This window comes from Pseudomonas sp. AC532 (assembly GCF_979258965.1).
Map to the genome: position 1 here is coordinate 3,625,328 of NZ_OZ409888.1, position 25,689 is coordinate 3,651,016.

Sequence of the window (25,689 nt, forward strand, 5' to 3'; positions counted from 1 at the left end):
GTGCAGATGCTGATTATTCCCGCTATCGACCTCAAGGACGGCGCCTGCGTGCGTCTGCGCCAGGGCCGCATGGAAGACTCCACGGTGTTCTCCGATGACCCGGTGAGCATGGCTGCCAAATGGGTCGAGGGCGGTTGCCGCCGCCTGCACCTGGTCGATCTCAACGGCGCGTTCGAAGGCAAGCCGGTGAATGGCGAGGTGGTCACTGCCATTGCCAGGCGCTACCCGAACCTGCCGATCCAGATCGGTGGCGGCATTCGCTCGTTGGAAACCATCGAGCATTACGTCAAGGCTGGGGTCAGCTACGTGATTATCGGCACCAAGGCGGTGAAAGATCCGCAATTCGTTACCGACGCCTGCAAGGCCTTTCCGGGCAAGGTCATCGTTGGTCTGGATGCCAAGGACGGTTTCGTCGCCACCGACGGCTGGGCGGAAGTCAGCACCGTACAGGCTACCGATCTGGCGCGCCGCTTCGAGGCCGATGGCGTCTCGGCGATCGTCTATACCGACATCGCCAAGGACGGCATGATGCAGGGCTGCAATGTCGAAGCCACCGCGGCTCTGGCCGCAGCAAGTCGCATCCCGGTGATCGCCTCGGGCGGCATCCACAACCTGGGCGACATCGAGAAGCTGCTGCTGGCGCGCTCGCCAGGCATCATCGGCGCTATCACCGGCCGCGCCATCTATGAAGGCACCCTGGACGTCGCCGAGGCTCAGGCCTTCTGCGACAACTTCAGCAAGTAATGTAGGGCGTACTCGCCGCAGGCAGTACGCGATCGTCAACCGGCGGACTGTTCGCTTTGCTCCTGAGTCCGCCCTACGGAGTTCCGTATGGCTCTCGCCAAACGCATCATCCCTTGCCTGGACGTGGACAACGGCCGTGTGGTCAAGGGCGTCAAGTTCGAGAACATCCGCGACGCCGGAGATCCGGTAGAGATCGCCCGTCGGTACGATGAACAGGGTGCCGACGAGATTACCTTTCTCGACATCACCGCCAGCGTCGATGGTCGCGATACCACGCTGCACACCGTCGAGCGCATGGCCAGCCAGGTGTTCATCCCGCTTACCGTAGGCGGCGGCGTGCGCACCGTGATGGACATCCGCAACCTGCTCAACGCCGGTGCCGACAAGGTGTCGATCAATACTGCCGCGGTATTCACGCCCGAGTTCGTCGGCGAGGCGGCGTCGCGCTTCGGCTCGCAATGCATCGTGGTGGCCATCGACGCCAAGAAGGTCTCCGGCCCGGGCGAGGTGCCGCGCTGGGAAATCTTCACCCACGGCGGCCGCAAGCCGACCGGCCTGGATGCCGTCGCCTGGGCGCAAAAGATGGAAGGCCTGGGCGCTGGCGAGATTCTGCTCACCAGCATGGACCAGGACGGCGTGAAGAGTGGCTACGACCTCGGCGTGACCCGCGCCATCAGCGAAGCCGTGGGCATCCCGGTGATCGCCTCCGGCGGAGTCGGCAACCTGCAACACCTGGCCGACGGCATCATCGAGGGCAAGGCGGCGGCTGTCCTGGCGGCAAGCATCTTTCACTTCGGCGAATACACGGTTCCGGAGGCCAAGGCGTATCTGGCCAGTCGCGGTATCGTGGTGCGCTGAGCGCGGCTGCACGCAGGCTGGATGTGCAATGCGTCCAACTTGGTGCAATTGGGCTTTGGCATGCCCGCTAATGGCGCTAAGCTAGTAGCCGTGTGACAGGGATCGAGTCAAGCCAGAGCGTCTAGCGCGCCACATCTGACAGGACCGGCCCGGTCGCTCCGGGCGTGACCTTCCTGGCCGCCCGTCAACACTCTGGATTGACAGGTAGTCGAGTACATGTGGAAACGTCTGTGGTTGGCAGCGGCGGGTGCCCTGCTTTTGATGGCATCGGCAGCGCGTGCCGAAATCGATCCGAACTACAACGTGGTGTTGCTGACGGAAAATTTCCCGCCGTACAACATGGCGATCAACGGCAAGAACTTCGCGCAGGAAGACAATATCGATGGCATCGCCGCCGATGTGGTGCGCGAAATGTTCAAGCGTGCCGGCGTGTCGTACAGCCTCACCCTGCGTTTTCCCTGGGATCGCATCTACAAACTCGCGCTTGAAAAGCCCGATTACGGCGTGTTCGTGACCGCGCGGCTGCCCGAGCGCGAGGAACTGTTCAAGTGGGTAGGCCCGATCGGCCCGGACGACTGGGTACTGCTGGCACGTGGTGACAGCAAGCTGGTGGTCAACAACGTGCAGCAGGCCAAGCAGTATCGCATCGGCGCCTACAAGGGCGATGCCATCGCCGAGCATTTGGAGAAGCAGGGATTGCAGCCGATCACCTCGCTGCGCGATCAGGAAAATGCCAAGAAACTCGACAGCGGGCAGATCGACCTGTGGGCCACCGGTGACCCTGCCGGTCGTTACCTTGCGCGCCAGGAAGGCGTCAGCGGCCTGAAAACCGTACTGCGCTTCCACAGCGCCCAGCTTTATCTGGCACTCAACAAGGAAGTGCCGGACGAGGTGGTACAGAAGCTGCAGTCCGAACTGGACAAGATGCGTACTGAGGGTTACGTCGACAATATCCTCAACAGTTATCTTTAGGCATGAAGGCCATTTAGCCATGCGAAGCGGGCGCTACCGAGGGGGCGCTCGTGGAGCCAGGCGCCGGCATCATGCTGCAATGCGGCGTGCCATTGGCATGCGCTAGTCATTGCCACGGAGGGGGATGACGCGGGGATTCGGCAGGAAGCCGCCAACCATAATCATAACCACGCGGCGGGGACGACTGATGTTGAAGACGATAAAGGCAATTGCAGTGCTCGGGTTCACGCTGGCGGCGTGTACCGCCAGGGCCGAGCTGCCAGCCGATTACAAGATGGTGCTGCTGACCGAGAACTTTCCTCCGTTCAACATGGCGGTGGACGACAAGAACTTCGCACGTGACGATGGCATCGACGGCATCAATGCCGAGATCGTTCGTGAAATGTTCAAGCGCGCCAAGATCGACTACACGCTGACCCTGCGTTTCCCCTGGGATCGCCTCTACAAGCTGACCCTCGACAAGCCCAACTACGGTCTGTTCTCCACCACCTTCACCCCCGAGCGCCAGCCGCTGTTCAAATGGGTCGGCCCGCTGGCCAAGACTGGCTGGGTGCTGTTGGCCGCGCCCGGCAACAACGTCACCGTCAACAGCCTGAAGGACGCCAGCCAGTACACCATTGGCGCCTACAAGAACGACGCGGTCAGCCAGCACCTGGAAGGCCAGGGCCTGAGCCCGGTGAATGCGCTGCGTGACCAGGAGAACGTGAAGAAGCTCACCAGCGGCAAGATCGACCTGTGGGCCACCACCGACCCGGTCGGCCGTTATCTGGCCAAGCAGGAGGGCGTGAGCGGCCTGACCACGGTGCTGCGCTTCAATGACGCCGAACTCTACCTGGCGCTGAACAAGGACACGCCGGACGAAGTGGTGCAGCGCCTGCAAAAGGCGTTGGACGAGCTGCGCAACGAAGGCTTCATCGATGAGATGATCAACAGCTACCTGTAAGAAGCGCCCATTTCGCCGCGAGGTCGCGGCTCCTGCAGGGTGGGGCATGGCGCGGGTTACAGGGTGCGCTGCTTCACGCGTAGGGGCGTCGCCCCCGGCGCGAATGATTGCGGCCATCCTGCAGGTTTCGCGTCGGCCCCACGATTCGCCGCGAGGTCGCGGCTCCTGCAGGGTGAGGCATGGGCATGGGCGCGGGTTGCAGGGCCGAACCACCTCCCGCGTAGGAGCGTCGCCCTCGGCGCGAAAATTGCGGCCATTCTGCAGGTTTTGCGTCGGCCACACGATTCGCCGCGAGGTCGCGGCTCCTGCAGGGTGGGGCATGGCGCGGGTTACAGGGTGCGCTGCTTCACGCGTAGGAGCGTCGCCCCCGGCGCGAACAATTGCGGCCATCCTGCAGGTTTCGCGTCGGCCCCACCATTCGCCGCGAGGTCGCGGCTCCTGCAGGGTGAGGCATGGGCATGGCCATGGGCGCGGGTTGCAGGGCCGAACCACCTCCCCGCGTAGGAGCGTCGCCCCCGGCGCGAATGATTGCGGCCATCCTGCACGTTTCGCGTCGGCCCCACCATTCGCCGCGAGGTCGCGGCTCCTACAGGGTGGGCATGGCGCGGGTTACAGGGTGCGCTGCCTCCCGCGTAGGAGCGTCGCCCCCGGCGCGAATGATTGCGGCCATCCTGCAGGTTTCGCGTCGGCCCCACCATTCGCCGCGAGGTCGCGGCTCCTACAGGGTGGGCATGGCGCGGGTTACAGGGTGCGCTGCCTCCCGCGTAGGAGCGTCGCCCCCGGCGCGAATGATTGCGGCCATGCTGCAGGTTTAGCGTCGGCCACACGATTCGCCGCGAGGTCGCGGCTCCTGCAGGGTGGGGCATGGCGCGGGTTACAGGGTGCGCTGCTTCACGCGTAGGGGCGTCGCCCCCGGCGCGAATGATTGCGGCCATCCTGCAGGTTTCGCGTTGGCCCTACGATTCGCCGCGAGGTCGCGGCTCCTGCAGGGTGGGGCATGGGCATGGGCATGCGCATGGGCGCGGGTTGCAGGGCCGAACCACCTTCCGCGTAGGAGCGTCGCCCCCGGCGCGAATAATTGCGGCCATTCTGCAGGTTTCGCGTCGGCCCCACGATTCGCCGCGAGGTCGCGGCTCCTACAGGGTGAGGCATGGGCGCAGCTGCTGTCCGGCCGCTGCGGTAATAAAAAGCCCCGCTGCAGCAGGCTGCAGCGGGGCTTTTTCATGGTGGCGGCTTAGTCGGCGCGGGTGACGTTCAGGCCTTTGAGCAGGTTCAGCGCCTGGCTCAACTGGTAGTCGTCATCCTGCGGGCGAGCCGCTCTGCCGGCGCTGCCCTGGCTTGGACGATCGGCACCGCCGTTACCGTTGCCCAGGTGACCTTGCAGGTCTGCTTCCTTGAGGCTCGGGTCGTCGCTTTCGCGGGTCAGCTTGGCGCGCGCCACTTCCACGTCCGGGACGATGCCCTGGGCCTGGATGGAGCGGCCGTTGGGGGTGAAGTACAGCGCCGTGGTGATCTTCAGCGCACGGTCGTTGTTCAACGGCAGTACGGTTTGCACCGAGCCCTTGCCGAAGCTGTCCGTGCCCATCACCACGCCACGCTTCTGGTCCTGCAGGGCGCCGGCGACGATTTCCGAAGCCGAAGCACTGCCGCCATTGATCAGCACCACAAGCGGTACCCCCTCGCTTGCGTCGATCGGGTCGGCGGAGAAGCGCAGCTCCGAGTTGGGAATGCGGCCCTTGGTATAGACGATCAGGCCCTGCTTGAGGAAGTGATCCGCCACCTCGACGGCCGACTGCAGTACGCCGCCCGGGTTGTTGCGCAGGTCAAGCACCAGGCCGCTGAGCTTCTTGCCGTTGTCCTTGCGCAGCTTGTTGAGCGCCTTGCCGACTTCCTCGCCGGTGTTGACCTGGAACTGGGTGACGCGAATGTAGCCGTAGCCTGGGTCGAGTAGTTGACTGCGCACGCTGGTGACCTTGATCACCGCACGGGTCAGCTCGACGTCGAACGGCTTGCCCCCCTCGCGTACCAGGGTCAGCAGGATCTTGCTGCCGGCCTTGCCGCGCATCTTTTCCACGGCTTCCATCATCGACAGGCCCTTGGTGGGCTGGCCGTCGATCTTGACGATCAGGTCGCCGGGATGGATGCCGGCCTTGGAGGCCGGCGTGTCATCGATCGGCGAGACGACCTTGATGAAGCCGTCTTCGGTGCCCACTTCGATGCCCAGGCCGCCGAATTCGCCGCTGGTGCTTTCCTGCAGCTCGGTGAACGCCTTGGGATCCAGGTAGGCCGAATGGGGGTCGAGGTTGCTGAGCATGCCCTTGATGGCATTTTCCAGCAGTTCCTTGTCGGTGACGGGCTCCACGTAGGCGGCCTTGATGCGGTCCATCACCTCGGCGAAGGTGCGCAGCTCGTCCAGCGGCAGGGGCGCTGCACTCTGGTCGGCGGCTGGCGGCGGGGTGATCGGAGCCTGGTCGGCATGCAGCACGGGTGCGCCACCAAGCAGGGCAATCGCCAGGGCCAAAGAGGTGAGGCGGGACAGTTGCGGCATTCGAACTAACTCCTACGACAATGAGATGGCGCTTATCCTTGCGCCCGACACCATTGGGCCGGATCGCTGGCGCGGCCCTGCTGGCGAATCGCGAAATACAGGGCCGGCGTATCCTGCCCGCCGCTGGTACCAACGGTGGCGATGGGGTCGCCGGCCTTGACGATGTCTCCGGCGTCCTTGAGCAGGCTCTGATTGTGCCCGTAGAGGGTCAGGTAACCGTTGCCGTGGTCGAGGATGACCAGAAGCCCGGAGCCGCGCAACCAATCTGCGAAAACCACACGACCACCATGCACAGCGCGTACCTGACTGCCGGCGGTCGCGCCGATCAGCACACCGTCCCACTTAGTCCGAGCGTCTTCGCCGCGCGGGGTTCCATATCTCGCCACCAGACGGCCATTGACCGGCCATGGCAGCTTACCCCGGGCATTGGCGAAGGGGCCGCCATAAGTCGCTCCAGAGCTGACCAGCGGGCCACTCTCCGTGCGCTTGCCGGTTACCGGTGCGCTGGGCTTTTCACGGGCCGCCGTGAGGGCGCGTTGGCGCTCCTGTTCGGCTTCGCGTGCCTGCCGGGCCAGGGTTTCCTCGATGGTCTTGAGAACCCGGTTCAGGTCGGCCTGCTCCTGCTCGCGCGCCTTGAGGCGCTGGTCACGGGCGGCGTAATCCTTGTTGAGCTTGGCCAGGGCGAGCTGGCGCTCCTTGCGCACCGCGGCCAGTTCGTTGCTGCGCGCATCGAGCTGGCCTTTCTGTTCCTGCAACTGGGCCTGGTGGTGGCCGATGTCCTTCTCGACATTGGCCAACTGGCGCAGCGTCTCGTTGAAGGCGGTCAGCTGTTCCATGCGTGCTTCGGCGAGGTAGTCGTAGTAGGTCAGGGTGCGGGAAAACTTTTCCGGGTTCTGCTGGTTGAGCAGCAGCTTGATGTATTCCTGGCGGCCGCCCTGGTAGGCGGCGCGGGCCTGAATACCGATCAGCCGTTGTTGCTCAAGGCGCGCGTCCTGGAGTTTTTTTTTCTCCTGATCGAGGCGCTTGAGTTCCTCCTCGCTCTCCTGCAGCTCTTGGCGCAGGCTCTTGACCTGGTTTTCCAGGTCGCCCATCTCGGTTTCGGTGGACTTGAGTTGTTTCTGTACGCCGGATTTCTCCTGCTGTAACTGCTCCAGCAGTTTCTTCAGCTCGGCCACATCGGCGCTGGCGGCATCCAGTTGTTTTTGCGTGTCGGCTTTCTGGTCGGCAAAGGCCGGCACCAGCAGGCTGGTCAAAAGAATGAGGGCGAGGGCACGGAACATGGGGCAGGCGGTACCTGGCGGGGAACGTAAGGGGCTGTTGACAGTTCAGGGGCCGGCACAGCCGCCACGCGGTCATGCTGAAACAGCAACAGACCCTAGTATGCCCGTGGTGCCGGGTAAAAAAAACGCCTTGAATGGCGAATGCCGACTCAAGGCGTCTGGTGGTCGACCGATGGGAGCTTTGGCGCTCGCCTCCATCGGTCGACCCTGGCCGGAGTTGAGCAACCTGGGCTCAGTTGAGCGTAACGATGCTGGTGCCGGTCATTTCCCTGGGGATCGGCAGGCCCATCAGGGTCAGCAGGGTTGGCGCCACGTCGGCCAGCACGCCGCCTTCGCGGATGCTGACGTCACGCTTGCCCACATAGATGAACGGCACCGGCTCGCAGGTGTGGGCGGTGTGCGCCTGGCCGGTGCATTCGTCCTGCATCTGCTCGACGTTGCCATGGTCGGCGGTGACCAGCGCCTCGCCGCCAACCTTGTCGAGCGCCTCGACGATGCGACCTACGCAGGTGTCCAGGCATTCCACGGCAGCCACGGCCGCGTCGAACACGCCGGTGTGGCCGACCATGTCACCGTTGGCGTAGTTGACCACGATCACGTCGTAACGCTGGTTCTCGATGGCGTCGACGATCTTGTCGGTGACTTCGGGTGCGTTCATCTGTGGCTGCAGGTCGTAGGTGGCGACGTTGGGCGAAGGAATGAGGATGCGCTCCTCGCCGGGGAACGGCTCTTCACGGCCACCGGAGAAGAAAAAGGTGACGTGGGCGTATTTCTCGGTCTCGGCAATGCGCAACTGGGTCTTGCCGTTGTTGGCCAGGTACTCGCCGAGTACGTTGACCAGCGGCTCCGGCTTGTAGGCGCTTGGCGTGTCGATGCTCGCCGCGTACTGGGTGAGCATGATGAAGCCGGCGGTCTGTGGCACGCGGGCACGCTCGAAGGCATCGAAGCCGGGCTCGACGAAGGCGCGGGTCAACTCACGGGCGCGGTCGGCGCGGAAGTTCATGAACACCACGGCGTCGCCGTCTTCGACACGAACCGGCTCGCCGATGCTGGTGGCCTTGACGAACTCGTCGCTCTCGCCACGGGCGTAGGCGGCCTCCAGGCCGGCCACGGCGGTTGCCGCCTGGAACTGGCTGTGGCCATCGGCGATCAGGTTGTAGGCCTGGGCCACGCGGTCCCAGCGGTTATCGCGATCCATGGCGAAGTAGCGGCCGATCAGCGAGGCGATGCGGCCCTTGCCGAGTTTGGCGAAGGTGGCGTCGAGCAGCTCGATCGAGCCCTGGGCGCTTTTCGGTGCGGTGTCGCGGCCATCGAGGAAGGCGTGCAGGTAGATCTTTTCGGCGCCGCGGCGGGCTGCCAGCTCGGCCATCGCCACCAGGTGATCCTGGTGGCTGTGCACGCCACCGTCGGACAGCAGGCCGAGGATGTGTACCGCCTTGCCGGCGCCCACCGCTTTGTCCACCGCGCCGGTGATGGCCGGGTTCTCGAAGAATTCGCCATCGCGAATCGCCTTGGTCACCCGGGTGAAGTCCTGGTACACCACGCGCCCGGCGCCTAGGTTCATGTGGCCTACTTCGGAGTTGCCCATCTGCCCATCCGGCAGGCCGACGTCCATGCCGCTGCCGGAGATCAGCCCGTGGGGCTGGGTGGCGCGCAGGCGATCGTACACCGGGGTGTTGGCGGCGAAGATCGCATTGTGCTCGGGGGAATCGCTGTGGCCGAAGCCGTCGAGAATGACCAGAACCAGGGGTTTGGGCGTTGCGCTCATACGGGGCTCGCTCTGTTTGAGGGACGCAAAAAAGATCAGACATTCTACGGCCCCGGAAAGATCCCGTCACCGCCGCACGGCCTTTGGTGGGACCCGCATGGCTGTGTATACTGGCCGACATTTTACCGTCCCGGAACCGCGTGATGCTTGCCAACCTCATTGAATTCGCTACCACCCACTTCATCCTCAGCGGCCTGTTCGTCATCATTCTCTCGCTGCTGATCTTCACCGAGCTGCAAAAGGGTGGAAAGAGCCTGAGCAGCCGCGAGGTCACTGCGCTGATCAATCGTGACGAGGGTGTGGTGATCGATATTCGCAACAACAAGGATTTTTCCAGCGGCCACATCGTGGGTTCGCTGAATATCCCGCACGACAAGCTGACGTCGCGTATCGCCGAGCTCGAGAAGCACAAGGGCAAGACGCTGATCGTCGTCGACGCCCTGGGCCAGCAGGCCGGTACTGCCGCCCGCGACCTGAAGAAGGCGGGCTTTACCGCTGCCCGGCTCGGCGGTGGCATTGCCACCTGGCGCAGCGACAACCTGCCCGTGGTCAAGTGATATGAGCAAGGTCGTCATCTACTCCAGTGACTGGTGCCCCTATTGCGTTCGCGCCAAGCAATTGTTGACCAACAAGGGCGTGACGTTCGATGAGATCCGTGTCGACGGCCAGCCTGAGGTGCGTGCGCAAATGACCCGCAAGGCCGGTCGTACTTCGGTGCCGCAGATATGGATCGACGGCACCCATGTAGGCGGCTGCGATGACCTGTACGCCCTGGAGCGTGCAGGCAAGCTCGATGCGTTGCTGCGCGCCTGATAGCGCCAAACCCTTTCTTTAAGCCCATACAGCAGAAGGCTTCGCCCATGACCGAACAAGTTACCGGTGCCGTACAAGACGAGCAGACTCCACAGTTCTCGCTGCAGCGTATCTACGTGCGTGACCTGTCCTTCGAAGCGCCGAAGAGCCCCGAGATCTTCCGCCAGGAGTGGACGCCGAGCGTCGCGATGGACCTCAATACCCGTCAGAAAGCTCTGGAAGGCGACTTCCACGAAGTGGTGCTGACCCTCTCGGTGACCGTCAAGAACGGTGAAGAAACCGCGTTCATCGCCGAAGTGCAGCAGGCTGGTATCTTCCTGATCAAGGGCCTGGACGCCGGCTCCATGAGTCACACCCTGGGTGCGTTCTGCCCGAACATCCTGTTCCCTTACGCCCGTGAAGCGCTGGACAATCTGGTGGTGCGTGGCTCGTTCCCGGCGCTGATGCTGGCACCGGTGAACTTCGATGCCCTGTACGCCCAGGAGCTGCAACGCCAGCAAGCGGCCAACTGAGTTATCGGCTGCTGCAAAAAACGCCCTTCGGGGCGTTTTTTTATGTAGGCACAAAAGCGTGTCCCAACGACTGCATTCCCGGGTATCGCTTCGCTCAACGCCGGGCTACAGGCTTAGTCGTCCATGCTGAAGCTGTGCTGGCGCCAGGCTTCGTAGACGGCCACCGCGACCGTGTTGGACAGGTTGAGGCTTCGGCACCCCTCGCGCATCGGCAGGCGTACACGCTGCTGTTCCGGTAGGGCGTCGCGGATTTCCGGCGGCAGACCGCGGCTTTCCGGGCCGAACAGAAACGCATCGCCTGGCTGGTAGGCCACCTCGTGAAATGGCTGGGAGCCTTTGGTGGTGAAGGCGAACACCCGCGGTTGGCCGATGCTGGCCAGGCACGCCTCCAGGCTGGCGTGGCGCTGCAGCGGGGCGTATTCGTGGTAATCCAGCCCGGCTCGGCGCAGGCGCTTGTCGTCCAGCTCGAAACCGAGCGGCTCGATCAGGTGCAGGTGGCAGCCGCTGTTGGCGCAGAGCCTGATAATGTTGCCGGTGTTGGGCGGAATTTCCGGTTGAAAAAGGATGACATGAAACATGCACGGCTCCGAGCCAGAAGACGGCCGCCATTCTACGCCTGATAAGCCGTCAAGACCGCGTCCGTGGATGCGCGTGATCGGCTCGCTGGCGATCTTCGGTTTTCTTGTCGGGCTGATGATCGGCCGCCTGTTCCATCCCGATACGCTGCACATGCAGGGGCTGGATATTGCGGATGATCGGCTGGTGCTGTGGTTCAACGTCGAGCCGCAGGTGCAGATCGGCGATGCCCATGGCACGTTCGCCTTGCGCTTCGAGGGGCTTGGCCGTGAGCGTCAGGGCCAGTTGCAGATCGCCGGGCGCGCCGCCAACTGGCGCGTGGTGCGTGAAGGGCGGGAACTGGAGCTGCGCGTGGTGGCGGCTCGCCCGTTGCACGCTGCACTGAATGCTGAAGAGGTCGAGGGCCGCTGGCGCCTGACGATCCGTCTGGCGCCGCGGTAGGGATAAAAGAGGGAGCACCTGGCCTGCCTGTACCCGGGCTCCCGAAGAAAAAGGGAATCTCTGATCTGCCTGTATCAGAGCCCCTGAAGAAAGAAGGGAGGTCCCGGCCTGCCTGTACCGAGGCTCCCAAAGAAAGAGGGGAATCCCCGGCCTGCCTGTACCAAGGTCCCCGAAACTGGGTTATCTGTACCATTGCAGATGCCGTGCCAGTTTTCTCAAATTCGCTGTAGGGCCCGTGGGGTGTGGATTGCAGACAGTTGTGGCCGATTTCGGCGCCTCTGGCTCGCAGCCGCGGATGTTCCGCTCGAGTGCATGAGGGTACGTTTTGTGCGCTGATGGCGTGCACGCGTTGAGTTATCAGAGGTATCAAAGCTGTCCGTGAACAGGCGTGGGAGGTAGCCATACGCACGAAAGGTCGCGCATCTCGATGGTTATCCGTTCCTGCGGGTGCGGGCAAAGATCGCGGGCATGGCCCGCTCCGGCGATGCCTACTTCTGCAATGCCTGCTTCCAGCGCGTTTGTTCCCGGGAGGGATTGCCCAGTGGTTGTTGCGATCACGAGGCGGTTGAGCCGATGGCCCATGAAAAACGCCGCGCCCCGGTCAGGGCGCGGCGTTTGGGGAGAGGCGGCGTGGCTTAGTTGTCGTCGCTGTCGTCGTCTTCGGAGCCGTCGATATTCATGCCCAGCTCCTTGATCTTGCGCGTCAGGGTGTTGCGCCCCCAGCCGAGCAGCAGCGCGGCGTCGCGGCGACGGCCGGCGGTGTGCTTGAGCGCGGTCTCGATCATGATCCGCTCGAAGGCCGGCACGGCGCTGTCGAGCAGGTTGGACTGGCCGCGGCCCAACGCCTGGTCGGCCCATTGCCGCAGGGCCTGCTCCCAGTTGCTGACCGGCGCGTTGTCCTGGGGCTGAACGAGTAGCTCGGGAGGCAACTCGTCGACATGCACCTCGCGCCCCGAGGCCATTACCGTTATCCACCTGCAGGTGTTTTCCAGCTGGCGCACGTTACCCGGCCAGGCCAGTTGCTGCAGGTAGTCCTCGGTTTCGCCCTTCAGCAGTTTCGGCTCGACGGCCAGCTCGGTCGCCGCGCGGCTGAGAAAATGCCGTGCCAGGGTGGGGATGTCCTCACGGCGATCCGACAGCCGCGGGATGTGAATGCGGATCACGTTCAGACGATGAAACAGGTCTTCGCGGAACTTGCCGGCAGTCACCAGGCTTTCCAGGTTCTGGTGAGTGGCCGCGATGATGCGCACATCGACCTTTACCGGCGTGTGGCCGCCGACCCGGTAGAACTCGCCGTCGGCCAGTACGCGCAGCAGGCGCGTCTGGGTATCGGCCGGCATGTCACCTATTTCGTCGAGAAACAGCGTGCCGCCATCGGCCTGCTCGAAGCGCCCGCGGCGCTGGTTGGCCGCGCCGGTGAACGCGCCCTTTTCATGGCCGAACAGTTCGGATTCCATCAGGTCCTTGGGAATCGCCGCCATGTTCAGCGCAATGAAAGGCGACGCCGCGCGCGGGCTGTGGCGATGCAAGGCATGGGCGACCAGCTCCTTGCCGGTGCCGGATTCGCCGTTGATCAGCACCGTGATATTGGAGTGCGAGAGCCGGCCGATGGCGCGGAACACCTCCTGCATCGCCGGCGCCTCGCCGATGATTTCCGGCGTACGTGTCTGTACGGCAGGTACGTGCAGGCCCTGCTGTTCCTGGGCATGCTGGTTGGCGCGCTTGACCAGCGACACCGCTTCGTCGACATCGAACGGCTTGGGCAGGTATTCGAAGGCGCCGCCCTGATAGGACGCCACGGCGCTGTCGAGGTCGGAGTGCGCGGTCATGATGATGACCGGCAGGCGCGGGTGCATCTCGCGGATCTTGGCCAGCAGCTCCAGGCCGCTGGAGCCGGGCATGCGGATGTCGGAGATGATCACGTCTGGCTGCTGACGCGTGAGGCGGCCGAGTACGCCATCGGCGCTGTCGAAACTCTGGGTGCTCATGCCCTCCTGCTGCAGGGCCTTTTCCAGTACCCAGCGGATGGAGCGGTCGTCGTCAACGATCCATACGGTTTCACTGCGGCTCATGTCGGAGTTGCTCCTTGTTCCAGCGGCAGAAAGATCGAGAACACGGTATTGCCAGGATGGCTCTCGCATTCGATCAGGCCTTGATGCTGACTGATGATGTTCTGGGTGATCGCCAGGCCCAGCCCGGTGCCGTCGGCACGCCCGCTGACCATGGGATAGAAGATGGTTTCCTGCAGCTCCGGTGCGATGCCGGGGCCGTTGTCGATGATCTCGATCTTGGTCACCAGGCGATGGCGGATGTAGCCGATGGTGAACTGCCGCAGGGTACGTGTGCGCAGGCTGATGCGGCCGGGGCGCAGGTCGGGAGTCGAGGCGATCGCCTGCATGGCGTTGCGCACGATGTTGAGCACCGCCTGGATCATCTGTTCGCGGTCTATCACCAGGTCCGGAATGCTCGGGTCATAGTCGCGCACCAGGATGATGCTGCCCTGGCTCTCGGCCTCGACGAGGCTGGCGACCCGCTCCAGCACCTCGTGCACGTTGGTGATCGCCAGCGAGGGCAGCTTGTTGGAACCGAGCATACGGTCGACCAGGTTACGCAGGCGGTCCGACTCTTCGATGATGACGTTGGTGTAATCCTTGAGGCTTTCGTCGGGGAGCTCGCGGGCCAGCAGCTGCGCGGCGCCGCGTATGCCACCCAATGGGTTCTTGATCTCGTGAGCCAGGCCGCGCACCAGCATTTTGGTGGTTTCCTGCTTGGAGAGCTGCGCCTCTTCCTTGGTGATGCGCAGCAGGCGATCCCGCGGATGCACCTCGAGCAGCAGCATGGTTTCACCGCGGCTGAGCACCGGCGTCACGGCGTAGTCGACGGTCAGGCTGTGCCCGGTCTGGGTGGTGAGTACCGCTTCACGCTTGTTGAAGGGATGTGCTTCGGCCACTGCCTGGCGCAGTGCACCGAGTGCTTCACGGGTCTCGGTGAACAGCTCGCTGATGAACTGGCCATGGCTGCGCTGACCACTGACCGCGAGGAGCATCTCGGCTGCCGGGTTCATGTATTCCAGGCGCAGGTTGGCATTGAGCAGCAAGGTGGCGGTGGTCAGGTTGTCGAGCAGCAGGCGGTGCAGGGCGTCGTTGATGATCATTGGGCAGGTCCCGCCAGCCCGGGCCGGGCGCGTGAAGATAACCGGGCAGGGCGATAGTTGCAGTCTGGCAACGAGGCGCAGCGGGTGATGTCTCGTTGCGTGTGTGGGCCAGCCAAAAGTCGTTCCTCGTGCGGAGTGCTGCAGCAGAAGGGCCGGTCGGGTATGGCGATCGAGGTGCACCTTGGCCATCCGGCAGTGCTGGAGAAAATGCAAGAAGCAAACCAAAGCCCCTTAAAGACGCGTGTAAATGCGCACAAGGCCTGATTCGGCAACTTTTCGGCGCAACCATGAAAACATGGGTGTGCCAATTTGGGACGAGTATAGAAATCAGTGCGTATTAATGCACTTTAATGGTGCGCCGGCTTATGGGTGATACGTCGGGGTTGTGGTCGGCGCTGCCATCAGCGGCACCCGACCATGCAGTGCTTTATAGAAAGGGGAGGATGCTGATGCCCTTGTCTTCTTCCTTGGGCTTGTCCTTGAGCGGGCACTCCGGGCGCACGCCGTAGTCGTCTTTCTGGCAAGGCTGTACCTTGCGTTTCTGGGCCAGGGTGACCCGTTTCATGTGAAAGGGCTGGCTGGGGGTGCGCTCGACGATGATGCCGCCCTCGGTGATGATCTCCACGGCGATCTGGTGCGTGCCGCGGTCGATGTTTTCCAGCGCGAACACCGGGCTGCGACCGGGCGCCGCGTAAGGCTGGCCGTCCAGTAGCAAGCGATAGCTGTGGCCCGGATGCAGGCCTGGCTCGGCATTGGCGGTAACGATCAGGTTGCCGGCGTTGTCGTTGATGGTCGCGTCGGGCTGGGGGATGGTGATTCTCAGCAGTTCGTAGCTGAGAATCGGACCGGTCGGGGCGGATGGCGCGACCGGTGCCTGGCTGGGCGCCTGTGGTGGCCCGATGCGGTTGGATGGCGCCATCTGCACTTGCCTGGCATTGCCGTCGCGGGGGCTGTCGGTGAACACGCGATTACCCTCGGCATCCACATAAGTGTAAACCTGGGCCACGCTGGGCAGGGCCGTCAGCAGCAACAGGCCGAAGAGCAGGGTGCGCATAAGGCTCAGTTACCTCGGGCCGGACTGTTGGTGCTCACGCGTTGCACCGTAAAGGTGCGTGTGTCGCTCTGCTGGATAATCTGCCCGCCCCTGACGACGGCAACCGCCAGGCTGTGCTCGCCGCGGTCGATCTGGTTCAGCTGCAGGCGAGGCGTAGTGCTGGCCGGCCCGTACGGTTTGCCATCGAGTATCAGTTGCAGGGCGTGGCCCGGGCCCAGGCGTGGCTCGATGCTCACGCCCACCGAGAAGGTGCCGTTGTTGGCGCGCAGCGCTTCCTCGTCAGGCAGGTCGCGCAGCGCCAGTAACTGATAGGGGTTCTGTGGCATCTCGCTCAGGCGCGGCGTGGCCGGCTCCGTCGCGGTGGGCGCCGGCTCTGTGGTATTGATCGGCTGCAACTCGACGCTTTCAGTCTTTGTTCCTTCGGGCGGCTGATTGGTGAACACCGTATTGCCGTTGGCATCGGTGTATTTGTAGATCTGTGCGCTGACCGGCAGGGCCAGTACCAGCAGCATGCATGCGAGCGTACGGCGCATTGGGCCGGCCTCCTATCCAGATGATGGCGATAGCGTTGCACTGCCGCGGCGCGCTGGCAAGCGCGCCGCGGCGAGGATTTGCACTCGCCCGAAAAATCACCGCGCATAAAAAAACCTCCCCGGCGAACCGGGGAGGTTTTTGTCACGCCGCTATGCGCAGCGAGTCTGGCTTAGACGCTGTAGTACAGGTCGTATTCCAGCGGGTGCACGAAGGTGCGCACCTTGATTTCTTCTTCCGATTTCAGCTCGATGTAGGCATCGATGAAGTCGTCGGAGAATACGCCGCCCTTGGTCAGGAACGCGCGGCCCTTGTCCAGCTCTTCCAGGGCTTCTTTCAGGCTGCCGCACACCTGCGGGATCAGCTTGCCTTCTTCCGGCGGCAGGTCGTACAGGTTCTTGTCCGCTGCGTCGCCAGGGTGGATCTTGTTCTGGATACCGTCCAGGCCGGCCATCAGCAGTGCTGCGAAGGCCAGGTAGGGGTTGGCAGCCGGATCCGGGAAGCGGGCTTCGATGCGGCGCGCTTTCGGGCTGGACACGTACGGGATACGGATCGAGGCCGAACGGTTGCGGGCCGAGTAGGCCAGCATGACCGGCGCTTCGAAGCCTGGAACCAGACGCTTGTAGGAGTTGGTCGACGGGTTGGTGAAGCCGTTCAGGGCCTTGCCGTGCTTGATGATGCCGCCGATGAAGTACAGAGCGGTTTCCGACAGGCCGGCATAGCCTTCACCTGCGAAGGTGTTCTTGCCGTCTTTGGAGACGGAGATATGCACGTGCATGCCAGAACCGTTATCGCCATACAGCGGCTTCGGCATGAATGTAGCGGTCTTGCCGTAGGCATCGGCCACGTTGTGCACGCAGTACTTCAGGGTCTGCGTTTCGTCAGCCTTGGCAACCAGGGTGTTGAACTTCACGCCGATTTCGTTCTGGCCGGCAGTCGCCACTTCATGGTGGTGAACTTCGATGACCAGGCCCATTTCTTCCATGGCGTTACACATGGCAGTACGGATTTCGTGGTCGTGGTCGCACGGCGGAACCGGGAAGTAGCCGCCTTTGACGGCAGGGCGGTGGCCCTTGTTGCCGCCTTCGACGTCCTGGTCGGTCATCCAGGAACCCTGTTCGGAGTAGATCTTGAACATGGAACCGGAGATGTCGGACTTGAACTTCACTTCGTCGAAGATGAAGAACTCGGGCTCCGGGCCAACGAAGACGGTGTCACCGATACCGGTGGTCTTCAGGTATTCCTCGGCGCGACGAGCGATGGAGCGCGGGTCACGATCGTAGCCCTGCATGGTGCTCGGCTCGATGATGTCGCAGACCAGGATCAGGGTCGGCTCTTCGGTGAACGGGTCGAGCACGGCAGTGCTGTCGTCCGGGAGCAGGATCATGTCGGAGGCTTCGATGCCTTTCCAGCCATGGATGGAGGAGCCGTCGAACATCTTGCCGACTTCGAAGAATTCGTCGTCCAGGGCATCACGGGCCGGCATGGTCACGTGGTGCTGCTTGCCCTTGGTGTCGGTGAAGCGCAGGTCAACCCACTTCACGTCGTGTTCTTTGATCAGTTGAACAGCCTTAGACATGTTGTCCTCCAGGTGGATAGGGTCTTCTATTAACCCTTCTTTGAGTTCGTGACGCCGGGCGAGATGGTCTGCCAGGACACCCTGCCTCACAAGAGAGCAATTTGCATGCCAGTGCCCCGAGATGGGCTCATGCCCTGAAAGCCAGGGCTGGCGCGGGTATTCTCGCATTAGCGGGGTGCGGTATGGCTCCTTAATGGTGCGATAAAACAACATTGCGCTCTGTTTTGGTGCGATGAGGGATTGTTTGCGGATTTTTGATCAAAGCTTGAGCAATTTCCGCTATAATCCGCGCCCCTGTTTTTCAGGCCCTGGTGCCCGATATTTGCTCCCATGAAACTGATCGTCAAAGTCTTTCCGGAAATCACCATCAAGAGCCCGCCGGTTCGCAAGAACTTCATCCGGCAGTTGGCCAAGAACATCCGTGCAGTCACGCGTGATCTCGATCCGCAGCTGCAGGTGGTCGGTGTGTGGGACAATCTGGAAGTGAAAACCGAGGTCACCGAGGCCAAGGTTCTGCAGGAAATCATCGAGCGCCTGAGCTGCGTGCCGGGCATCGTGCATTTCCTGCAAATCGACGAGTACCCTCTGGGCGATTTCGACGACATCGTCGAAAAGTGCAAACGTCATTACGCTGACCTGCTTCCTGGCAAAGTGTTTTCGGTGCGCTGCAAGCGCGGCGGCCGGCACACGTTTTCGTCCATCGATGTCGAGCGTCATGTGGGCAGCCAGTTGCGCCAGCAGTGCGGCGCCGCAGGCATCGATCTGAAGAAGCCGGAAATCGAAGTGCGCATCGAGATCCGCCATGATCGCCTGTTCGTCATTCATCACCAGCATCCGGGCCTGGGCGGTTATCCGCTGGGATCGCTGGAGCAGACCCTGGTATTGATGAGCGGCGGTTTCGATTCCACCGTCGCTGCCTACCAGATCATGCGCCGTGGTCTGATGACCCATTTCTGCTTCTTCAATCTCGGCGGTCGCGCCCACGAGCTGGGGGTCATGGAAGTCGCCCACTACCTGTGGCAGAAATATGGCCGCTCGCAGCGCGTGCTGTTCATCAGCGTGCCGTTCGAGGAAGTGCTCGCCGAGATTCTCGGCAAGGTCGACAACAGCTACATGGGCGTGACCCTCAAACGCATGATGCTGCGCGTCGCCAGTCGCCTGGCCGAACGCCTGCAGATCGACGCCCTGGTGACCGGCGAAGCGATCAGCCAGGTGTCCAGCCAGACCCTGCCGAACCTTTCGGTGATCGATTCGGTCACCGACAAGCTGGTGCTGCGCCCGCTGATCACCAGCCACAAGCAAGACATCATCGACACCGCCGAGGCCATCGGCACCGCCGCGTTCGCGCGACACATGCCGGAATACTGCGGCGTGATCTCGGTAAACCCGACCACCAAGGCCAAGCCCGATCGCGTCGTCTATGAAGAGAAACAATTCGACATGGCGGTGCTCGAGCGCGCGCTGGAGCGGGCTCGCCTGCTGCCGATCGACCGGGTGATCGAGGAGTTGGGCCAGGACGTGCAGGTCGAGGAGCTGCGCGAGGCGCTGCCCGGCCACGTGGTGATCGACATCCGCCACCCGGACCTGGTCGAAGACGCGCCGCTGCAGCTCGACGGCGTCGACGTGCAGACCATGCCGTTCTTCGCCCTGAACAACCGATTCAAAGAGCTGGATGCGAGCCGCCAGTACCTTCTTTACTGCGACAAGGGCGTGATGAGTCGTTTGCATGCTCATCACCTGCTGAGCGAGGGACATGCCAATGTGCGCGTTTATCGTCCGGCATAAAACGCCTGGGCTGAATGGCGGCAGTATCCGCCACCGACCTCCCGACCCGATTCGCGGCGGCATTGTCGCCACACTTCGTTAACCTACTGCCTTTATCCTTATCCCGATTTTTCGCGTTGGGCCGCTGAATGCAACTGCTGGGTAGCCCGACCCAACCTACGAGACCACTACTGTGATCGAGAATCTCCGCAACATTGCCATCATTGCCCACGTTGACCATGGCAAAACCACCCTGGTCGACAAGCTCCTGCGCCAGTCCGGCACCCTGGAGCGCGGCGAGCTCAACGACGAGCGCGTGATGGACAGCAACGACCAGGAAAAAGAGCGCGGCATCACCATTCTCGCGAAGAACACCGCGATCAACTGGAACGGCTACCACATCAACATCGTCGACACCCCCGGCCACGCCGACTTCGGCGGTGAAGTAGAACGCGTGATGTCGATGGTCGACTCCGTGCTGCTGCTGGTCGACGCTCAGGACGGCCCGATGCCGCAAACCCGTTTCGTGACCAAGAAGGCCTTCGAAGCCGGCCTGCGTCCGATCGTGGTGATCAACAAGGTCGACCGTCCGGGCGCGCGCCCTGACTGGGTTCTGGACCAGATCTTCGACCTGTTCGACAACCTCGGTGCCACCGAAGAACAGCTGGACTTCAAAGTCGTCTACGCCTCGGCCCTGAACGGCATCGCCGGTCTCGACCACACCGAAATGGCCGAAGACATGACCCCGCTGTACCAGTCGATCGTCGACAACGTCCCGGCTCCGGCCGTTGACCGCGAAGGCCCGTTCCAGATGCAAATCTCGGCACTGGACTACAACAGCTTCCTCGGCATCATCGGCGTTGGCCGTATTGCCCGTGGTAGCGTCAAGCCGAACACCCCGGTTGTGGCTATTGGCGCCGACGGCAAGAAGCGTAACGGTCGTATCCTCAAGCTGATGGGTCACCACGGCCTGCACCGCATCGACGTTGAAGAGGCGTTCGCCGGCGACATCGTGTGCGTCAGCGGTATGGACCAGCTGTTCATCTCCGACACCCTGTGCGACATCAACAATGTCGAAGCGATGAAGCCGCTGACCGTCGACGAGCCGACCGTTTCCATGACCTTCCAGGTCAACGATTCGCCGTTCTGCGGCAAGGAAGGCAAGTTCGTCACCAGCCGTAACATCAAGGAGCGTCTGGACAAGGAGCTGCTGTACAACGTGGCCCTGCGCGTCGAAGAAGGCGATTCGGCTGACAAGTTCAAGGTCTCCGGCCGTGGTGAACTGCACCTGTCGGTACTGATCGAAAACATGCGTCGCGAAGGCTTCGAAATGGGCGTTGGCCGCCCGGAAGTGATCATTCGTGAGGTCGGCGGCGTCAAGCAGGAACCGTACGAGAACGTCACCATCGACATCCCTGAAGAAGCGCAGGGCAAGGTCATGGAAGAGATGGGCCTGCGTAAGGGCGACCTGAGCAACATGGTCCCGGATGGCAAGGGCCGTGTACGCCTGGAATACAACATCCCGGCTCGTGGTCTGATCGGTTTCCGTAACCAGTTCCTGACCCTGACCAACGGTGCAGGCATCCTGACCTCGATCTTCGACCGTTACGACACCATGAAGTCCGGCCACATGTCCGGCCGTCAGAATGGCGTACTGGTGTCGATCGATACCGGCAAGGCGCTGACCTACTCGCTGGAAACCCTGCAGGCGCGCGGCAAGCTGTTCGTCGAGCACGGCCAGGAAATCTACAACGGTCAGATCATCGGCTTGAACAGCCGCGACAACGACCTGGGCGTCAACCCAACCAAAGGCAAGAAGCTCGACAACATGCGTGCCTCGGGTAAAGACGAAACCATCGCTCTGGTTCCACCGGTGAAATTCACCCTGGAACAGGCGCTGGAATTCATCCAGGACGACGAGCTGTGCGAAGTGACCCCGAAGTCGATCCGTCTGCGCAAGAAGATCCTCGACGAAGGCGAGCGCACCCGCGCTGCCAAGAAAGCCAAGAACTGATCCGGTTCTAGCTTACTGAAAAGCCCCCGCCGGCTCGCGCCGGCGGGGGCTTTTTCATGCCTGTGATCCAGGCCACGCTGCGCTGGATATACCTGGTAGCGCGAGGTGCGCCTAGATGCCCTGCTGCAGGGCAGGCGCCTCACTCAGGGCGGTCTTGGCGCAGGCCTCGTTACGCGGAAAGCCGGCCTCGGTGGCGCTGCCCGGTTTTACCTGGATCAGGCAGCCGCGCTTGTGGGTGGCGTCGAGCAACAGGCTTTGCAAGGGCAGCAGATCACCGGCCAGCACGCTCTGGGTGATGGGGCCCAGCTGGTAGTCGTTGTTGCCCAGCACCAGCGACTGCAGGCCTTCGGTGCGGATCAGCGCATTGCCGATATGGCTCAGGGTATTGCCGATGATCACCAGCTCGCTGCGCTGGTCACGCGGGTTCAGGGTACTGATCGCGTAGTTCGGGCTGGCCTGAATCCGGTTGTCGATCAGGTAGCCACGCTGCAGGTTGTCGGCATACACGCCGCTGGCGTCGTTGTTGCCTATCAGGTTGCTGGCGAGCACAACGGCGCTGTCGACCCCGATCCCGGCATTGCGCACCAGCACGCCGTTGCCTCTCGATGCGCCTATCTGGTTACCGGTCAGGGCCAGGTCACCGTTCTGGTCACTGATCTCGATGCCGGCCTTGGCCGTCTGCAGGATGCTGTTGCGCTCGATCAGTCCGCTGCTCGAACCCCGTACCCGTATCCCGCTCTGATTGCGCACCTGCTCGATACGGTTGTCTGACAGGTGCAGGCGGCTGTCCTGCAGGTCGATGCCGTATTGCTGCAGATGGCTGAACTGACTGCGCTCGACCACGGCCACGGCGTACTGCAGCTCGACGCTGGAGAGGGCCTCGAAGCGGCTGTCGCGGATCAGCACCTGGGCCGGTGCCTGCGAGGCCTGCGCGGCGCTGCGCGCGCTGCTAAGCCCGCGGGACAGGTGCGCGTTGTACCCGAGGCGGCGCAACAGCGAGTCGCTGACCTCGGTGCGGCTACCGGCCCAGGCGATGATGAACGGCCGGAATGGACGGTCGGTGTCGGCGCTGTCGCCATCGCTGACACTTTCCACGGTGGCGTTGCGGATGCTCAGGGTGCCCTGGTTGATCAGCGCCGTGCCGCTTGGCGTATACAGATAGAGTTTGCTGTCATGCACCAGCAGGCCGCCGTCGGCAGCGATCATCAGCGGGTAGCTGAGCAGGTAGCCATCCTTGTAGGGTTTGATGACGCGTGCATCGCCCATGCGCTGGTGCAGCTGCTCCAGCGTGATCGCCCCGCCGCTGACGACGACGGCCTGCGGGTGGCTGGGCTGGTAGCCGGCGATGGCGCGGAACAGGCCGTTATTGACGAACGGCTCGAATGGCCAACTGCCCGACTGGGCCGAGAACATCAGCTGCAGTTCCACCCGGGCGCTGCCCTGCGGCACGCCGATGGTGGGGCGTGGCAGCTGCTGCGCCACGCGCTGGCTCAACTGGTCGGCCAGCGCCCGCTGCTCGGTTTCGGTGGCCCATTGCCAATCGGCGGCGTTGGCATGGGTGCACAGCAGCCCCAGCAAGGCGAGCGCCATGGCTGGCCGGCGCAGAATCTGGTTGGTGAACATCGGCATCTTCCCCTGAATCATTCGAAGCGGCTGTAGAGCGGCTTCAGTCGCCCGCCAATCTGGCTGTAATTGTCCACTTCGCCTTCCTGTTCGTCGTAGAGCGCACGCGCCCAGGTGTGCTGCGGGTAGCGATTGAGGAAGGGAACCAGCCAGATCATCTTGTGGCTGCCGACCTTCTTCTGTTTGCGGCCTTCCAGCTCGGGCAGTTGGTCTGGCTCCAGCACGGCCCGGGCGGTGAAGTTGGCCAGTTGCTGCAGCCGCTGGCGCTCCTCACCGTTCAGCGGGCGGCCGTTGTGCTCGGCAGCTTCCGCGAGCAGCACCAGCGGGACCATGGCGTAGTTGCTGTAGTCCGCTGCCAGCTGGGCGCGGGCGACTTCAAGAGGCAGGTAACGTGCATCGGCGCTTGCCGACGGCGTCGCCTGGTCCAGGGCGCGGCGCAGGTTGGTGTCGGCCCAGGCCAACAGGTCATCGCGGCCGACCAGCATGCCGGTGGCCGCCACGGCCCAGCCGGCCCAGTAATCGTGGTTGTTGAAGTAGGCGAAGCCCGGCCGATGGCGTGGCTGGTGCTCGGCGACGACCTGTTCGGCCAGTTGCAGCAACCAGCGCTTTTGCACGGCGCTGAGCTGGAAGGCGCCGCCGCTCAGCGCCTGGGTCTTGAGCAGGGTCGATGAAATGGCCGCCAGCGCCCACTTGCGCGAGGCGATGCCGGTGCCGCTTGCATCGGTACTGCGCAGGGCGCCGGCCTTGGCCCACGCCTCCAGCCATTGGTCGATGCAGGCCAGGTCGAGGCGTGCCTGCTCGGCGCTCTTGGCGCGCTGGAACTGGTTGGCGGCGGTGGCCAGCCCGCCGATATAGTCCCTGATCAGCGTGCCGATGCGGGCCGTCTCACGGGACTGCTGGACCAGAGTCGATTTGCTGCTGTCGCTCTGGTCGTACTTGCTCTGCAATTGCAGGTGGCCGGTATAGGCGGCGGGCGGCTTGTGCGGGCAGACCAGCGCCTGGTAGTCACCCGGGCCGGTGACCAGCGGGTTGCTCTGGGTCGCCCAGATCGACTCGGTAGCCTGGGCTGGTAGCTGGCCCAGCATCAGCGCCGTGGCGAGGAGCAGGGGACGCTTCAGCGACATATCTTGGCCTCCAGGGAGGTGGGGGTGGCCAGCGGCGCGGTGGGTTCCAGAAACACCGACAGCAGGTTGGCGTCCTTGTAGTCCGCCGACGGGCTGAGCTCCAGATAATACTGGCCGCCCGTCACCGCCGCCTGCCGGCGCATCCAGACCTTGTCGCGCGCACCGTTGTCGTAATAGGTGATCAGGTAGAAGTCCTTGACGCTCTTGTCGCCGATCTTCACGTCGATGAAAGCCTTGGCGTTACGCAGGTCCAGGCGGTTCTCGCCAGCGTTGCTGAGCAGTTCGATCCGCTCGTTGGCGCCGAGCGCCGGGCGCTGCTGGGTATGGCTCATCAGCGCCTCGGCCTTGCTGCATCCACCATTGATCGCGGGAATCAGCTGGCGGTACAGGTACGGACTGTCGAGCGTGTAGTTGGCCGGTAGTTCCCAGAGCACCAGTTTGGGTGGCTTTTCGGGCGAGTAGCTGTCCGACAACAGGTATTCGAGCAGCGCACCGTCCTGCCCGGCACCGGGCAGCGCGAAGTTGAGCACGTCGATGCTCAGGTATTCCTTGAGGTAGCCATCGAAGTTGTACTGGCGGGTTTCGTCTTCGCGGGCTGCCGAGTTACTCGTGCCCACCAGCACGGCCTGGGGATCGGGGGCTTCATCGAACAGGCCGCTGGCATCGGAGGAGTCCGGCACGGTGCGGTAGTTCTTGACGAACTGATAGCCGTAGGTGTTGTTGCAGATGTTCGCCAAGGCGATGTCGAGGATGCCATTCTTGGGAATGGTCACGCCCGGCTCGGTGCGGTAGGCCTTCTTGGTCAGGGCGCCATAGAAAGGCTGGCGCATGATTTCATCGGCCAGCACGCGGGCAGTGACCTGCGCGCCGGAAGGCGTCCAGTGCGAGTCGCGGCGGAAGAAATAGTCGTTCTGGGGCGGGTTGCGTACCACCTGAAGCATATCCGGAACGATGGCGCCGCCGGCCTTGAGCTGCTGCTGAAACCGCGCCAGGCTGCTGCTGGCCTTGACGTAGTCGAAGCCATAGGCCCGGTCCGGGCGCACCTTGTCGTGGTGCATCAGGCCGCGGGTGGGTTGCACGGCGATTGCCACATGGGTGCCTTTGGCCGCGAAGGTCTTCATCAGACGCGCGAACTCCGGCTGCATGGTCGGCGGGATGCCGAACTCGTTGACCAGATCCACCGAGGAGCGAAACAGCCAGCGGTCTTCGCCGGGGGCGATGAAGCTCATCAGCTTCATGCCGCGGCCCTGATACTGATCCGGGTCGGTAACGGCCGAGCAGATCAGGCATTCGAGCCCGTCGCAGTTGGCGTCTTTCGGGTCGGCGAGGCTCGGCAGGCTGCACAGAGCGAGTGTCGTGGCGAATACGTACTGCAGTGTCTTCTTCATGTG

22 protein-coding genes are annotated in these 25,689 nt (G+C 63.1%); 10 read left to right on the plus strand and 12 right to left on the minus strand.

Annotated elements, in window-relative coordinates:
* Positions 1–6 precede the first annotated feature (6 nt).
* The 4 genes from hisA (at position 7) to ACZ0AV_RS16920 (ending at position 3,517) form a co-directional block, all read left to right on the plus strand.
* A complete protein-coding gene (hisA, locus tag ACZ0AV_RS16905; RefSeq protein WP_499152091.1) occupies positions 7–744 on the plus strand; it encodes a 1-(5-phosphoribosyl)-5-[(5-phosphoribosylamino)methylideneamino]imidazole-4-carboxamide isomerase in 738 nt (245 codons plus the stop codon).
* 87 nt (positions 745–831) lie between these two features.
* Positions 832–1,602 carry an imidazole glycerol phosphate synthase subunit HisF gene (gene hisF / locus ACZ0AV_RS16910; RefSeq protein WP_499152092.1) on the plus strand — a complete coding sequence of 257 codons (771 nt, stop codon included), beginning with the start codon at positions 832–834 and terminating at the stop codon, positions 1,600–1,602.
* A 216-nt stretch (positions 1,603–1,818) separates the two neighbouring features.
* Positions 1,819–2,574, plus strand: a complete 756-nt coding sequence (locus ACZ0AV_RS16915) for a substrate-binding periplasmic protein (RefSeq protein ID WP_499152093.1) — start codon at positions 1,819–1,821, stop codon at positions 2,572–2,574.
* A 187-nt stretch (positions 2,575–2,761) separates the two neighbouring features.
* Complete coding sequence (locus tag ACZ0AV_RS16920) at positions 2,762–3,517, plus strand: substrate-binding periplasmic protein (RefSeq protein WP_499152094.1); 756 nt, start codon at positions 2,762–2,764, stop codon at positions 3,515–3,517.
* Between the two features lie 1,234 nt (positions 3,518–4,751).
* Here ACZ0AV_RS16920 and ACZ0AV_RS16925 read toward each other — a convergent pair.
* From ACZ0AV_RS16925 to gpmI, 3 genes are all read right to left on the minus strand, one after another.
* Complete coding sequence (locus ACZ0AV_RS16925) at positions 4,752–6,065, minus strand: S41 family peptidase (RefSeq protein ID WP_499152095.1); 1,314 nt, start codon at positions 6,063–6,065, stop codon at positions 4,752–4,754.
* A gap of 32 nt (positions 6,066–6,097) precedes the next feature.
* Positions 6,098–7,345 (minus strand): murein hydrolase activator EnvC family protein, encoded by a 1,248-nt coding sequence (locus ACZ0AV_RS16930; RefSeq protein ID WP_499152096.1) that lies wholly within the window; start codon positions 7,343–7,345, stop codon positions 6,098–6,100.
* Positions 7,346–7,577: 232 nt separating this feature from the next.
* Positions 7,578–9,113 (minus strand): 2,3-bisphosphoglycerate-independent phosphoglycerate mutase, encoded by a 1,536-nt coding sequence (gene gpmI / locus ACZ0AV_RS16935; protein WP_499152097.1) that lies wholly within the window; start codon positions 9,111–9,113, stop codon positions 7,578–7,580.
* A gap of 143 nt (positions 9,114–9,256) precedes the next feature.
* On the opposite strand from gpmI, the gene ACZ0AV_RS16940 reads away from it, so the two are divergent.
* Genes ACZ0AV_RS16940 through secB form a run of 3 tightly spaced genes read left to right on the plus strand, consistent with a single transcriptional unit; the run spans position 9,257 to position 10,438 of the window.
* Positions 9,257–9,670 (plus strand): rhodanese-like domain-containing protein, encoded by a 414-nt coding sequence (locus ACZ0AV_RS16940; protein ID WP_499152098.1) that lies wholly within the window; start codon positions 9,257–9,259, stop codon positions 9,668–9,670.
* Between the two features lies 1 nt (position 9,671).
* Positions 9,672–9,926 carry a glutaredoxin 3 gene (grxC, locus tag ACZ0AV_RS16945; protein WP_499152099.1) on the plus strand — a complete coding sequence of 85 codons (255 nt, stop codon included), beginning with the start codon at positions 9,672–9,674 and terminating at the stop codon, positions 9,924–9,926.
* 47 nt (positions 9,927–9,973) lie between these two features.
* Positions 9,974–10,438 carry a protein-export chaperone SecB gene (gene secB, locus ACZ0AV_RS16950; protein ID WP_499152100.1) on the plus strand — a complete coding sequence of 155 codons (465 nt, stop codon included), beginning with the start codon at positions 9,974–9,976 and terminating at the stop codon, positions 10,436–10,438.
* Positions 10,439–10,551: 113 nt separating this feature from the next.
* Here secB and trmL read toward each other — a convergent pair whose 3' ends face one another.
* Complete coding sequence (gene trmL / locus ACZ0AV_RS16955) at positions 10,552–11,016, minus strand: tRNA (uridine(34)/cytosine(34)/5-carboxymethylaminomethyluridine(34)-2'-O)-methyltransferase TrmL (protein WP_499152101.1); 465 nt, start codon at positions 11,014–11,016, stop codon at positions 10,552–10,554.
* A 67-nt stretch (positions 11,017–11,083) separates the two neighbouring features.
* On the opposite strand from trmL, the gene ACZ0AV_RS16960 reads away from it, so the two are divergent.
* Complete coding sequence (locus ACZ0AV_RS16960; RefSeq protein ID WP_499152102.1) at positions 11,084–11,455, plus strand: hypothetical protein; 372 nt, start codon at positions 11,084–11,086, stop codon at positions 11,453–11,455.
* Between the two features lie 635 nt (positions 11,456–12,090).
* Here ACZ0AV_RS16960 and ntrC read toward each other — a convergent pair.
* The 5 genes from ntrC to glnA form a co-directional block, all read right to left on the minus strand.
* Positions 12,091–13,527 (minus strand): nitrogen regulation protein NR(I), encoded by a 1,437-nt coding sequence (gene ntrC, locus ACZ0AV_RS16965; RefSeq protein WP_499152103.1) that lies wholly within the window; start codon positions 13,525–13,527, stop codon positions 12,091–12,093.
* Positions 13,524–14,609: a nitrogen regulation protein NR(II) gene (gene glnL / locus ACZ0AV_RS16970; protein ID WP_499152104.1), complete on the minus strand. Its 1,086-nt coding sequence runs from the start codon at positions 14,607–14,609 to the stop codon at positions 13,524–13,526. Before glnL ends, ntrC begins: the two co-directional genes overlap by 4 nt.
* Positions 14,610–15,036: 427 nt before the next feature.
* Positions 15,037–15,663 carry a DUF4124 domain-containing protein gene (locus tag ACZ0AV_RS16975; RefSeq protein ID WP_499152105.1) on the minus strand — a complete coding sequence of 209 codons (627 nt, stop codon included), beginning with the start codon at positions 15,661–15,663 and terminating at the stop codon, positions 15,037–15,039.
* Positions 15,664–15,668: 5 nt separating this feature from the next.
* A complete protein-coding gene (locus ACZ0AV_RS16980) occupies positions 15,669–16,196 on the minus strand; it encodes a DUF4124 domain-containing protein (protein WP_499152106.1) in 528 nt (175 codons plus the stop codon).
* Between the two features lie 170 nt (positions 16,197–16,366).
* Entirely contained in the window at positions 16,367–17,773 is a 1,407-nt protein-coding gene (gene glnA / locus ACZ0AV_RS16985) for a glutamate--ammonia ligase (protein ID WP_070880561.1), read from the minus strand.
* Positions 17,774–18,103: 330 nt separating this feature from the next.
* Here glnA and thiI point away from each other — a divergent pair, with 330 nt between their 5' ends.
* Both thiI and typA read left to right on the plus strand, forming a co-directional pair.
* Positions 18,104–19,558 carry a tRNA uracil 4-sulfurtransferase ThiI gene (gene thiI, locus ACZ0AV_RS16990; protein WP_499152107.1) on the plus strand — a complete coding sequence of 485 codons (1,455 nt, stop codon included), beginning with the start codon at positions 18,104–18,106 and terminating at the stop codon, positions 19,556–19,558.
* A gap of 172 nt (positions 19,559–19,730) precedes the next feature.
* Entirely contained in the window at positions 19,731–21,551 is a 1,821-nt protein-coding gene (gene typA / locus ACZ0AV_RS16995; protein ID WP_499152108.1) for a translational GTPase TypA, read from the plus strand.
* A 111-nt stretch (positions 21,552–21,662) separates the two neighbouring features.
* Here the strand turns inward: typA and ACZ0AV_RS17000 are convergent, their stop codons facing one another.
* Genes ACZ0AV_RS17000 through ACZ0AV_RS17010 form a run of 3 tightly spaced genes read right to left on the minus strand, consistent with a single transcriptional unit; the run spans position 21,663 to position 25,686 of the window.
* Positions 21,663–23,174, minus strand: a complete 1,512-nt coding sequence (locus tag ACZ0AV_RS17000) for a right-handed parallel beta-helix repeat-containing protein (RefSeq protein ID WP_499152109.1) — start codon at positions 23,172–23,174, stop codon at positions 21,663–21,665.
* A 17-nt stretch (positions 23,175–23,191) separates the two neighbouring features.
* Positions 23,192–24,298 carry a polysaccharide lyase gene (locus ACZ0AV_RS17005; protein ID WP_499152110.1) on the minus strand — a complete coding sequence of 369 codons (1,107 nt, stop codon included), beginning with the start codon at positions 24,296–24,298 and terminating at the stop codon, positions 23,192–23,194.
* Positions 24,289–25,686, minus strand: coding sequence for an alginate O-acetyltransferase AlgX-related protein (locus tag ACZ0AV_RS17010; RefSeq protein ID WP_499152111.1), 1,398 nt, complete (start codon positions 25,684–25,686; stop codon positions 24,289–24,291). The genes ACZ0AV_RS17005 and ACZ0AV_RS17010 overlap by 10 nt, the downstream gene beginning before the upstream one ends.
* Between the last annotated feature and the right edge of the window lie 3 nt (positions 25,687–25,689).